Below are 11821 nucleotides of genomic sequence, written 5' to 3' on the forward strand. Positions count from 1 at the left end.
AATGACCGTCAACACAGCACTGTTCGATCTGACCGGACGATCGGCACTGGTCACGGGCGCGGCAGGCGGCATCGGTGCCGCTGTCGCGCGGGCCCTGGCCACCGCGGGCGCCGCGGTGCTGGTCACCGATGTCGACGGCGCCGCCGCGGCCGTGGTCGCGGAGAAGATCGTGGCCGAGGGCGGCACCGCCCGCAGCGCGGCGCTCGACGTGCGCGACCGGGCGTCCGCGGACGCGGCCGTCGCCGCGGCGGCCGAGCTGGCCGGGGGAGTCCTGCACATTCTGGTGAACAACGCCGGTGTGACCGCTCCGGCCATGTTCGCCGAGACCAGCGAGGAATCGGTGTCGCTGTTGCTCGACATCCACCTGCTCGGCACGTTCCGGTGCTCGCAGGCCGCGCTGGCGAAATTGGCGACCGATGGCACCGGCCGGATCATCAATGTCACCTCGTCGGCGGGCATCGTCGGCACGCTCGGCCAGGTGAACTACTCCGCGGCCAAGGCCGGCATCATCGGCGTCACGAAATCGCTGGCGCGCGAGCTGGCCCGCAAGCAGATCCTGGTGAACGCGCTCGCCCCGCTGGCGGCGACTCCGATGACCAGCACCCTGCGCACCAACGAGAAGTTCTCCGCGCAGATGCTGAACCGAATTCCGTTGCGCCGCTGGGCGGAACCGGACGAGGTGGCGGGCGCCTTCGTGTTCCTCGCCTCCGACGCGGCCTCCTTCGTCACCGGGCAGGTGCTGCCGGTCGACGGCGGCATGGTGATGTGATGGCCGCACACGCGGCGGCGGACCCCGCGCCGTTGGCCGGTGTCACGGTGGTGGCGCTGGAGCAGGCGGTGTCCGCGCCGATGTGCACGCGCACCCTGGCCGATCTCGGTGCGCGGGTGCTGAAGATCGAGAACCCGGACGGGGGCGATTTCGCCCGGTACTACGACGATGTGGTCGACGGCCTCGCGGCGCACTTCGTCTGGGTGAATCGTGGCAAGGAATCGGTGGCGCTGAACCTGAAGTCGCCGGCCGGAATGGAGGTGCTGCACCGGCTGCTCGACCACGCCGACGTGCTCGTCTCCAATCTCGCTCCCGGCGCCACCGCGCGGCTCGGTATCACCCCGGCCGACCTCGAGCACAGCCATCCCGACCTGATCGCGGTCGAGATCGACGGCTTCGGCGCCGGCGGCCCACTGTCGGGCAAACGCGCGTACGACTTACTGGCACAGGCGGAATCGGGAGTGTGCGCGGTGACCGGTGCGGCGGGCGCGCCCGCCAAGCCCGGTCCACCGGTCGCCGATGTCTGCTCCGGTCTGTACGCGGCGATCTCGATCCTGGCCATGCTGTCCGCGCGCGACCGGCGCACCCGCAAGGGGGCGGCGGTCACGGTCAGCCTGTTCGACACGATGGCCGAGGTGATGGGCTACCAGCTCACCTACACCCGGCATTCCGGCATCGATCAGCAGCCGCTCGGCATGAGTTCGCCCGCGGTGGCGCCCTACGGCGCGTACCCGACCGGTGACGGGCAGACCGTGGTGCTCGGCACCACCAATGACGGGGAATGGCAACGGCTCTCGCGTGAGTTGCTGGGACGAGCGGATCTGGCCGACGACCCACGATTCCGGAGCAATTCCGACCGGGTTCGTCATCGCGAGGTGCTCGACGCCGAGATCGGCGCGTGGTGCGCCGGCCACGACCTGGCCCACATCCAGCAGGCCGCCGACACCGCGGGCATCGGCAACGCCCGCTACAACACCCCGAGCGAAGTGCTGGACCATCCGCAGCTGACCGAACGCGATCGCTGGCGTCGGATCGATACCCCGGTCGGGCAGATCCCGGCGCTGCTCCCGCCCCCGATAATCAGCGGGTTCGATCCGCCGATGGGCGCGGTGCCGGCGCTGGGCGAACACACGAACGCGGTGCTCGCGGAGTTCGGTCTCACCGACGACGAAATCGCCCTGCTGCGCCTGCACCGTCTCATCGCCACGGCCGTGCCCTGATGACGTTGGGGGACAAAGACACCCGCGATGAACGGATCCTGCTGACCGAAGACCGCAACGGTGTGCGCACGCTGACCCTGCATCGGCCGCACCGCAAGAACGCGATCAATCGCGAACTGTGGGCGGCGCTGCGGGAGGCACTGGACGCGGCAGGCCGCGACCGCGACGTCCGCGCCCTCGTGCTCACCGGCGCGGGCGGGGCCTTCTGCTCCGGCGCGGATATCGCCACACCCGACCCCAGCCATCCCCTGCACAAGTTGCGCGCGCTCACCGATGTCGCGCTGCTGCTGCACGAGTTGCCGATTCCCACCATCGCCAAGGTGCATGGGGTGGCGGTCGGCGCGGGCTGGAACCTGGCACTGGGCTGCGATCTGGTGGTCGCGACGCCGCAGTCGCGGTTCTCGCAGATCTTCACCCGCCGCGGGCTCTCGCTCGATCTCGGCGGGTCCTGGTTGCTGCCCAAACTCGTGGGACTGCAACAGGCCAAGCGGCTGGCGCTGCTGGCCGAGACGATCGACGCCGAGCGGGCGCACGCACTGAACCTGGTGACGTGGGTCGTCGCCGAACCCGAGCTCGACGCCTTCGTCGTCGAGCTCGCCGAACGGCTCGCCGCCGGACCGCCGGTGGCGCTGGCCCAGACCAAGGCACTGCTGAACGAGGGCGCGGACCGCACCCTGCGCGACGCGCTGGCCAATGAGGCTCGGGCGCAGGGGGTGAACTTCGCGACCGCCGACGCACCGGAGGCCTTCGCGGCGTTCGCGGCCGCCCGGGAACCGGAGTTCACCGGCCGCTGGGCGATCGCCCGGCAGACCGAACACAACGATGACTAGTTCGAATGGAGAGCGCCATGCGTGAGGTAGTAGTAGTCGAGGCGGTGCGCACGCCGTGGGGCAAACGCAACGGCGGACTGGCGGGGACCCATCCGGCGGACCTGTCCGCGGTGGTGCTCAGCGCCCTGATCGAGCGCACCGGGATCGACCCGGCCGTGATCGACGACGTGATCTGGGGCTGTGTCTCCCAGGTCGGTGACCAGTCGAGCAATATCGGGCGCTACGCGGTGCTGGCCGCCGGATGGCCGGAGAGCATTCCCGGCACGACGGTGAACCGGGCGTGCGGCTCGAGCCAGCAGGCGGTGGATTTCGCTGTGCAGGCGGTGATGTCGGGGCAGCAGGATGTCGTCGTCGCGGGTGGGGTCGAGGTGATGAGCCGGGTCCCGCTCGGCGCGGCGAAGGAGGGTGGTGCCCCCTACGGCCCGAAAGCCCGTGCGCGCTATCAGGATTTCTCGTTCAACCAGGGCATTTCCGCGGAGCTGATCGCCCAGAAGTGGGGGCTGGATCGTCATCGGCTCGACGAATTCGCCACGCTCTCGCACGAACTGGCCGCGGCCGCCCAGGATCGTGGCGCGTTCGACGCCCAGCTCGTGCCCGTCGAGACCGAAGCGGGGACGGTGACCGCCGACGAAGGCGTGCGCCGCGGGACGACACCCCAGACCCTGGCCAAACTCAAGCCGGCCTTCCAAGCCGACGGCGTGATCCACGCGGGTAACTCCTCCCAGATCTCCGACGGCGCCGCCGCCGTGCTGGTGACGACACCGGAGCGGGCCCGCGAACTGGGGCTGACACCGCTGGTGCGCTACCGCGCGGGCGCGGTGACCGGCGCCGACCCGGTACTCATGCTGACCGGTCCGATTCCGGCGACCGAGAAGGTCCTGCGCAAAGCCGGTCTCGATCTCGCCGAGATCGGTGTCTTCGAGGTGAACGAGGCGTTCGGGTCGGTGCCGCTGGCCTGGCTCGCCGAAACCGGCGCCGACGCACAGCTGCTCAACCCGCTCGGCGGTGCCATCGCGCTCGGTCATCCGCTCGGTGGTTCGGGGGCGGGTCTGCTCACCCGGATGGTTCATCACATGCGCGACAACGGAATTCGCTACGGCCTGCAAACGATGTGTGAGGGCGGCGGCACCGCCAACGCCGCCATCGTCGAACTGGTCGCCTGAGCAACAAGGAGACATCGGTGCGCCGAGACATCTACACCGAGGACCACGAAGCCTTCCGCGGGCTGGCCAGGGAATTCATCGACAAGGAGATCGCGCCCCACTACGCCGAGTGGGAAAAGGCCGGGCAGATGCCGCGCGAGGTCTTCGAAAAGCTCGGTGCCCTCGGCATTCTCGGCGTCGCCATCCCACCGGAGTACGGGGGAGCGGGCCTGCGGGACTACCGCTACAACGCCGTCCTGCAGGAGGAAGCGGCGCGAGCGCTGGTGACGCTGAGCACGGTGCGCACCCAGCTCGATGTCATCCTCCCGTATTTCCTGGCCTACGCCGACGAGCAGCAACGTGAACGCTGGTTCCCCGGGCTGGCGAGCGGTTCGCTGCTGACCGCCATCGCGATGACCGAACCCGGCACCGGATCCGATCTGGCCGGGATGCGCACCTACGCGGTGCGCGACGGCGACGACTATCTGCTCAGCGGCGCGAAGACGTTCATCACCGGCGGCCTGCTCGCCGATCTGGTGATCGTGGTGGCGCGGACCTCGACCGATCCGGAGAACCGGCGCGCGGGCCTGACCCTGCTGGTGGTCGAGGACGGCATGCCCGGGTTCGAGCGCGGGCGGGTGCTGGACAAGATGGGCTGCAAGGTGCAGGACACCGTCGAGCTGTCGTTCGACGCGGTTCGGGTTCCCGTGGCGAATCGGCTCGGGGCCGAAGGCGAGGCCTTCGGCTACCTCGGCAACAATCTGTCGCAGGAACGGATGACGGTCGCGGTCGGCTCGGTCGCCCAGGCGCGGGCCGCGATCACCGCCACGATCGACTACGTCAAGGAACGCAAGGCCTTCGGGAAACCGGTCGCGTCCTTCCAGAACACCAAGTTCGAACTCGCCGCGATGTCGGCCGAGGTCGAGGCGGCGCAGGCCATGGTGGATCGTGCCGTGCTGGATCTGGTCGAGGGTGAAATGTCCGGCCCCGACGCGGCACGCGTGAAGCTGTTCACCACCGAAGTGCAAGGCCGCGTGGTCGATCGGTGTCTGCAGCTGTTCGGTGGTTACGGCTATATGAGCGAGTACCCGATCGCACGGTTGTACACCGACGCGCGAGTGGCCAGGATCTACGCCGGAACCAGCGAGGTCATGAAGGTGATCATCGCCAAATCCCTCGGCCTCTGAGACACCGACGAAATCCGCCCCACGACAATCCTTGTCGTGGGGCGGATTTCGTTGATCGGCGATCTCAGCGGCGCGCGATCACGCATTCCTCGATGAACGACATCACCCGGAGGTGATAGGCGGTCGCCGAATGCCCCATGCTCAGGTTGTGGCCCGCGTCGGCCTGCTCGTGGAGCAGCACGCGCGGCGCGGCCGTGAACAGCGCGGTGATCTCGCCCAACGCGAGTGGGTCGGTGCGCCAAACCTTTTCGTACGCGCCCACGGTGAACTGGACGGGAACGCGGACCTTCGCGGCGGTGTGCTCGAAATCGTGCGCCACCCACTGCGGCATCATGGTGGCCTCGTACGCCGGGCCCGGCGACGCGATCGCCGCGCCACCGAAGACCTCGGCCGGGTACAGACGGCTCGGCTGCCAGAGCAGTTCGCGCAGACGTTCGCCGCGCCCCGGCCCGGCCGCTGTCAGGTTGCTGATGGCTTCGGGGTGGTGTTTCCTGCCGGTGCCGGCGAGTTCGATGCCGAGCAACTGCGCGCCACGCTCGTCGGCGGCCATCCGGACGGCCAGTTCACACCCGGCCGAATGCGCGAGGATGAACATCCCCGCTCCGCGCTCGCGCGTCCCGAGCACGCGCTCGACCAGGGCGTAGGCGAGGTCGACGCGGCGGGCGGCCGGTGCGATGTCGGCCGCGTGCGGCGCCGAACTGCCGTAGCCGGGGCGGTCGATCGCGACCACCGTGAACCCGAGCGCGGGCGCGGTGCGCAACAGCGACAGCCGGGGGTGGCCGGGGCAGTCGAAGTAGGCGGAGGTCGTTACGCCGCCGTGGACGGCGATGATGACGGCGCGCGGGTCGGCCGCCTCGGCGACCGTGGCCGACATCGGGATTCCGTCGATATCGACGACGTAGGAGCTGATCGGTACCTCGTGCGGTAGCCGCACCAGATCGGAACCGGCACTGGTCATGGTGTGGAGTCGCCTTCGGAGTCGGTGGGGGTGAGGGTGAGATGGCCCGCCTCCGCGGAGACGAGCACGGCACAGGCAGCGATCGTGAGATCCGGCAGCACCGCCGTGCCGTAGTGGTGGGCGTACGCGCGCAGGCGCCCGATGACGGTGATGCCGCCGCTGGGCAGCGGGAGAGTTGTCCCAGTCATGAGACTCCCCATTCAATTGTCGGAAAGATCCAGGGAGCGGATCGCAATGTCACCGATTCCGGCCTGTTGCTAGACTGCATTCTCTAATATGAGAATCACATTATCATCTAGGTCGGGAGAGCACGATGCCGTTGATCGCTTCGGTCGGTACCTATCTGCCGTGCTGGGGTACCGCCGAACAGCGCGTACCCGGTGACGACGAGGACGCGATCACCCTCGCCGTCGAAGCGGGCCGGGCCGCGATCGCCTCGGGGGCCGGGGTGGAGCACGTCGTGCTGGTCAGCCGGGATCTGCCGCTGCTGGAAGGCGGCAACGCCGCGGTACTGCTGGCAGGCCTCGGTCTGGATTCCGAGCTCGAGGTCACCGAACGGCTCGGCGGCGCACCCGCGACCCTCGACGCCCTCGGCTCGGCGCGGCCGCGAACCCTGGTGATCGGCGTCGACCTCGATCCGGCCGGCGCGGCCGCCGCCGTCACGGGCGAACGCGGACTGCAGGTGCGCACCGCGGCGCGCGTCGCCCGGAGTCTGCCGGTCCGGACCCGCTACGCCACCGGCGTCGTGCACGACTACGGCGACCCCCGACTATTGCGCGAACGCGGACTTCTCGGGTCACTGGCCGCGTCCTGGCTCGACACCCCGGTCGCGGTGGCCGGTGTCGATCACGAACAGGCCACCGACCTGTGTATCGGTACTCCGCCGCCGCTGCCCACCTTGGGGGCGAGTTCTGGATTGTTCGCGCTGGCGGCGATGGTGGACGCGGGGCAGGCCGGCCCGCTGGTCGGGGTGGAACAGGGCAGTCTGTCCGGCGTCACGGTCGCGGCCGGCGCGGTGCCGGTGCATCGGCGCGAACCGCCGCCGCGGGAGAAACCGGTGACGAGCTTCGTGCCCGGGGCCGACATCCCGATCTCGCTGGCCGCCTATGAGCGCGCGTTCGAGGCGAAAGTGCGCTGGGCGGCCGGACGCCACGACGGCACCGACGAACTGGACTTCCCACCTCGCTATCGGGTGGACGACGACGGCACTTTGCGCACCGACTACACGCTGGTGCCGTTGCCCCGCACCGCCACCGTGTACACGTCGGTGACGGTGCATGTGCCGGTGCCCGGGCTGAAAACGCCGTATTCGCTGGTCATCGTCGAACTCGACGAGGTCGGCGTGCGCGCGCTGGTGAAAGTGACCAGCGCCGAACCGGGTTCGGTGGACATCGGCGATCGCGGCCGCATGGTGTTGCGACGCGTGGCGGTGCGCTCCGGCGTGCCGGACTACGGCTACGCCTTCGAACCGGAAACCCCCGAACGACAGGAGTCGGCAGCATGAGAAGAGTCGCCATCGTCGGCGCCGGAATGACGCCCTTCGCCGAGCATTTCGCGCTCGGTATCAAAGATCTGGTGCCGATGGCCTTCGCCGACTGCGCGCGCACCATCGACAAGGGGCTGCGCAAATCCGACATCCAGGCGGCGTGGTTCGGTGAGCTCGGCACCGCCGACGGGTTCGCCTCCGGCATTCTCGCCGACACCCTCGGGCTGCCCGACATTCCGGTGACCCGCGTCGAGAACGCCTGCGCCACCGGGCACGACGCGGTCCGCAACGCGCTGCTCGCGATCGCCTCCGGCGCTATCGACGTGGCCCTGGTGGTCGGCGCGGACAAGCTGCGTGAGTCGGCATCCAAGGACATGCTGTGGGAGTGGGAGGCGATGACCCGTGACATGGCCTGGGACTACCCGCTCGGGCTGGTCGCGCCTGCCGGGTTCGCGCTGCACGTGGCACGGTACCTGCACGAATCGCCTGCCACGCGCGAGCACATGGCCATGGTCGCGGTGAAGAACCATCGGCACGGCGTGCGAAACCTCAAGGCGCGGTTGCGCTTCGAGATCAGTATCGAGGAAGCCCTCGCGGCGCCGACGGTGGTCACGCCCTTCGGGCTCTACGACTGCGCGCCGCAGAGCGACGGGGCGGCGGCGCTCGTGCTGGTGGCTGAGGACGTGGTCGACCGTTACACCGACCGCCCCGTGTGGATTCGCGGGGTGGGACTCGGCATGGATTCGGTGATGCACCAGCACAAGCGGGACATGACGACGTTCCCTGCCACGGTCCGTGCCGCGCGCCAGGCGTTCGGCATGGCCGGGCTGACCCCGTCGGACATCGATGTCGCCGAGGTGCACGACTTCTTCACCGGCATCGAGTTGATGAGCTACGAGGATCTCGGGTTCGCCGATCGGTTCGAGGCCCACAAGCTCGTCGAAGCGGGCGTCACCAGCGTCGGCGGCGCGCTACCGGTCAATCCGAGCGGCGGCCTGAAGTCGAAGGGACATCCGCCGGGCGCCACCGGGGTGGCGCAGTGCGTGGAGTTGTTCGAGCAGTTGCGCGGCGACGCGGTGAACCAGGTCGACCGGGCACGAATCGGGTTGGCGCACTCCATCGGTGGCCCCACGGCGGTCGCGGCCGTGACGATCCTGGCCGGGCCCGACGCGCGAGACTCGGCTCAGTCGTAGGCGGGTCCGTCGATGACGGTGGCCGCGATCGCTGAGTCGATCAGCACAGTATTGGCGGCAATGCCAGGTGATCGCATCTCGCTTCGGGTTGATGCGGTCATCAGATCGAGCCGCCGGTTCGGGCTGCCCGCGGCGTGTGCCGAGTAGCCCGAACCGGCGGGGATCATCCGATTTGTTCAGCCGCGTCGAGTACTTCGGCCGAGATGGTTTCGCGTGCGCCGATCACCTCGATGCCGAGTAGCACGCCATCGACATCGAAATCCAGGACCATCTCGGCCCCGTCGAGTGGTACTGCTTGTTGCCGGACGGCTTGTCCGGGGCCGATGCGATCGGCGAGGTAGATCATCGCGGCGTTGGCCGTCGAATCGTAGGTCATCCGCACAAGGACAACTCCTGTCGAGTTGGTTCCGACGTCAGTTGCCCATTGTCGTTGATTCGTGATCGGACCACGCACTAGTACTTGCGCGGGCGTCGCTGAATATGAGCGATGGGTACCAGCGTGGGCGCGTGTTCAACTTGTGCTTGCTCGCGTCCAGCCTCGCGATGGAAGACCATGCGAAGCGGACCGGGTGGGTCGAAAGCGCTCGAATTGGTTGGTGGCGCGGAGTCCCGCCGAACGCACTCCTAGGTCAGTGTGAGCGCTCGGTATACGCCGACTACAGTTGCCGCACCGATGATTTCGCCACGGTCGATCATCTGCACAGCCTCATCGAGCGGCACCCACCGGATTGCCTCGGCTTCGTTGATGTCCGGGCGTGTGTCGGTGAGGTCGGCACCGCGAGCGAGGTACACCTCCTGTGGATGGTCGAGAGTGCCGATCGCGGGTTGGTAGGTCACCAAGTGTTGCATGGTGCGGGGGCGCCACCCGGTTTCTTCCTCGACTTCGCGGGCCGCTGCCGAGGCCACGTCTTCAGCGTGGTCGACGTATCCGCCGGGCAGCTCCCATACCCACTGGTCGATGATCCACCGGTGCCGGTACATCAGCAGGACCTCGCGGGAATCATTGAGCACCAGTGTCATCGCGCACCGTGGCATCCGGGCGACGTACTGAGTGAACTCCACGCCGTCCGGCAGGCGGATATCGGCGGTCGACAGCCGGATGTGCCGGCTCTCGTCGAGTACCCGCTCACCAAGGATTGTCCACTGGCTGTCGCGCATGCCGTCGACGGTAGTGGAATGCGATGGCAGAGCGGAATTGCCGAGTGCGAGGTCTGTCAGATCGGACGACTTCGATGGCCGTACCGCAGGAGGTCGTAGCCGTACCGGCCCAGCGGGCGAGTTCAGACCTGATCGCCCGGCATCATCCTTTGCTGGAAATCGAAGGTGGCCAAGCGTTCTCGAACTGCGCGCCGATGGCGTCGGTTCGACACCATCGGTCGCGCAGATTCGATCCCGTACGCGGTCGCCGCGTGGATTTCGCAGCTCTACGTCTGGGCGCGGGAGTTCAGCCGTTCATCGGTTGGCGGTCGGCGATGTTTCGTCGGACGTGGAACTTCTGTACCTTGCCGCTGGCGGTTCGGGGGAAGTCCTCGACCTGGTGTAGCTCCTCGGGCCACTTCTGTTTGGCGACACCGGCTTTGTCGAAATGCGTACGCATCTCGGTGATGGTCGGCATCTCGTGGCCGGCGCGCAGCCGCACCACGGCGGCGGCGTGCTCGCCGAGGCGGGCATCCGGTGCGGCGACGACGACCGCCTCGGCGATTCCGGGCATTGTCAGCAGGACCTCCTCGACTTCGAGGGCGCTGATGTTCTCGCCGCCGCGGATGATGATGTCAGCCTTGCGGTCGGTGATCGTGAGGTAGCCGTCGGCGTCGAGTTCGCCGATGTCGCCGGTGCGGTACCAGCCGTCGGCGTCGAAGGCGGCGGCGGTGAGGGCGGCGTCGGTGTAGCCGAGGCACAATTCCGGTCCGCGACTGAGGATTTCGCCGTCGGGGGCCAGGCGGATCTCCACGCCGGGTAGGACATCGCCGTCGGTGAACAGGCGTTTGTCCGAGGCTGCGGTGATCTGTGACCCGGTGATCGACGGGTGCTCGGTGCTGCCGTAGGAGCGGAACACCGTGATGCCCAGATCGTCGAGCCTGCGGGTGACCGCCGCGGGCACCGACGACCCGCCCAGGCCCGCGTACCTCATCCGGGGCAGATGCGCGGCGGTGAAATCGGGGTGGTCGAGCAGGCTGGTGACGAAGTACGTCGCGCCGCCGCCCACGGTGAGCCCGTCGCTGTGCATCAGCGCGAGGACGCGCTGCGGGTCCCACACATCGGCCAGGTTCACCGGCGACGCGTCCAGCACCGGGATCAGGAAGGCGTTCACCATGCCGATGAAGTGCCCGACGGGTGCGGCGGTGAGTTGTTTGCCGCGGTCGGGCGGGTACCAGGCGGACAGCTGCCGGGTTTCGTGACCGAGGGTTTCATGGCTGTGTACGACGCCCTTGGGCGCGCTGGTGGTTCCCGAGGTGAAGGCGATCAGTGCGGGGCCGGCCGGATCGGTCGGGAGGAATCCGGGCATTGGTTCGTCGGCGAGCAGGTCGTCGAAGTCGCGTCCCACCACGCCGACGATCGGGATGTCGGCGCAGAGATCGGCCTGGAACTCGAGGCGCCCGAAGCGCTCCGCTCCGATGAACACCCGTGGCGTGGTCGCCTCGAGGATGTAGGTGAGTTCCTTGCGGCCGTAGAAGTGCACGATGGGCACCACCACCGCGCCGAGGAAGGCCGACGCCCAGAAGGTGGCGGCGGCCTCCATCCAGTTGGGCAGCTGGAAGGCCACGACGTCGCCGGGCCCGACGCCGCGGGCGCGCAGGCCCGCGGCGAGGCGACGGGCCCGGTGCTCGACCTCGCCGAAGGTGCCCGACCAGGGACGCTCGGCGGAGTGCACCCGGAATTCGGTGTCCGGGGCGGCGGCGAGGCCGCGCGTCAGCAGCTCGCCGATCGGTTCGCCGGTCCACCAGCCCTGCGTTCGGTAGTGCTCGACCAAGTCGGCGGGAATGCTGCGCACGTGAGACTCCAATGCCCGATCCGAAGTTCTGCAGCGATGATGTT

At 68.6% G+C, this 11821-nt stretch carries 12 protein-coding genes; 7 read left to right on the plus strand and 5 right to left on the minus strand.

The features are described from left to right. Position 1 precedes the first annotated feature (1 nt). Genes ACWDXS_RS04000 through ACWDXS_RS04020 form a run of 5 tightly spaced genes read left to right on the plus strand, consistent with a single transcriptional unit; the run spans position 2 to position 5148 of the window. Positions 2–769 (plus strand): SDR family NAD(P)-dependent oxidoreductase, encoded by a 768-nt coding sequence (locus tag ACWDXS_RS04000; RefSeq protein ID WP_449961774.1) that lies wholly within the window; start codon positions 2–4, stop codon positions 767–769. Then, on the plus strand, positions 769–1989 hold the full coding sequence (locus ACWDXS_RS04005) for a CaiB/BaiF CoA transferase family protein (RefSeq protein ID WP_449961777.1): 1221 nt from the start codon (positions 769–771) through the stop codon (positions 1987–1989). The genes ACWDXS_RS04000 and ACWDXS_RS04005 overlap by 1 nt, the downstream gene beginning before the upstream one ends. Then, a complete protein-coding gene (locus ACWDXS_RS04010; RefSeq protein WP_449961780.1) occupies positions 1989–2819 on the plus strand; it encodes an enoyl-CoA hydratase/isomerase family protein in 831 nt (276 codons plus the stop codon). The genes ACWDXS_RS04005 and ACWDXS_RS04010 overlap by 1 nt, the downstream gene beginning before the upstream one ends. 17 nt (positions 2820–2836) lie before the next feature. Next, positions 2837–3982 carry a thiolase family protein gene (locus tag ACWDXS_RS04015; protein ID WP_449961783.1) on the plus strand — a complete coding sequence of 382 codons (1146 nt, stop codon included), beginning with the start codon at positions 2837–2839 and terminating at the stop codon, positions 3980–3982. A gap of 17 nt (positions 3983–3999) precedes the next feature. After that, on the plus strand, positions 4000–5148 hold the full coding sequence (locus ACWDXS_RS04020; RefSeq protein ID WP_449961785.1) for an acyl-CoA dehydrogenase family protein: 1149 nt from the start codon (positions 4000–4002) through the stop codon (positions 5146–5148). Positions 5149–5212: 64 nt separating this feature from the next. Here ACWDXS_RS04020 and ACWDXS_RS04025 read toward each other — a convergent pair whose 3' ends face one another. Both ACWDXS_RS04025 and ACWDXS_RS04030 read right to left on the minus strand, forming a co-directional pair. Continuing rightward, positions 5213–6106 (minus strand): alpha/beta fold hydrolase, encoded by an 894-nt coding sequence (locus ACWDXS_RS04025; RefSeq protein ID WP_067444810.1) that lies wholly within the window; start codon positions 6104–6106, stop codon positions 5213–5215. Then, on the minus strand, positions 6103–6294 hold the full coding sequence (locus ACWDXS_RS04030) for a hypothetical protein (RefSeq protein ID WP_449961789.1): 192 nt from the start codon (positions 6292–6294) through the stop codon (positions 6103–6105). Before ACWDXS_RS04030 ends, ACWDXS_RS04025 begins: the two co-directional genes overlap by 4 nt. A 125-nt stretch (positions 6295–6419) precedes the next feature. On the opposite strand from ACWDXS_RS04030, the gene ACWDXS_RS04035 reads away from it, so the two are divergent. Then, on the plus strand, positions 6420–7610 hold the full coding sequence (locus ACWDXS_RS04035) for a Zn-ribbon domain-containing OB-fold protein (protein WP_067444818.1): 1191 nt from the start codon (positions 6420–6422) through the stop codon (positions 7608–7610). Beyond that, the gene (locus ACWDXS_RS04040; RefSeq protein ID WP_449961792.1) at positions 7607–8785 is read left to right on the plus strand and encodes a thiolase C-terminal domain-containing protein; all 1179 of its coding nucleotides are present in this window, start codon (positions 7607–7609) and stop codon (positions 8783–8785) included. The genes ACWDXS_RS04035 and ACWDXS_RS04040 overlap by 4 nt, the downstream gene beginning before the upstream one ends. Positions 8786–8948: 163 nt before the next feature. Here the strand turns inward: ACWDXS_RS04040 and ACWDXS_RS04045 are convergent, their stop codons facing one another. The 3 genes from ACWDXS_RS04045 to ACWDXS_RS04055 all read right to left on the minus strand — a co-directional run bounded on the left by ACWDXS_RS04045 (position 8949) and on the right by ACWDXS_RS04055 (position 11777). Beyond that, positions 8949–9161 (minus strand): DUF2283 domain-containing protein, encoded by a 213-nt coding sequence (locus tag ACWDXS_RS04045; protein ID WP_449961795.1) that lies wholly within the window; start codon positions 9159–9161, stop codon positions 8949–8951. 248 nt (positions 9162–9409) lie between these two features. Then, positions 9410–9943, minus strand: coding sequence for an NUDIX hydrolase (locus ACWDXS_RS04050; protein ID WP_387444624.1), 534 nt, complete (start codon positions 9941–9943; stop codon positions 9410–9412). A 286-nt stretch (positions 9944–10229) separates the two neighbouring features. Then, positions 10230–11777, minus strand: coding sequence for an AMP-binding protein (locus ACWDXS_RS04055; protein ID WP_449961799.1), 1548 nt, complete (start codon positions 11775–11777; stop codon positions 10230–10232). Positions 11778–11821 lie beyond the last annotated feature (44 nt).

This window comes from Nocardia sp. NPDC003183, from assembly GCF_053590715.1.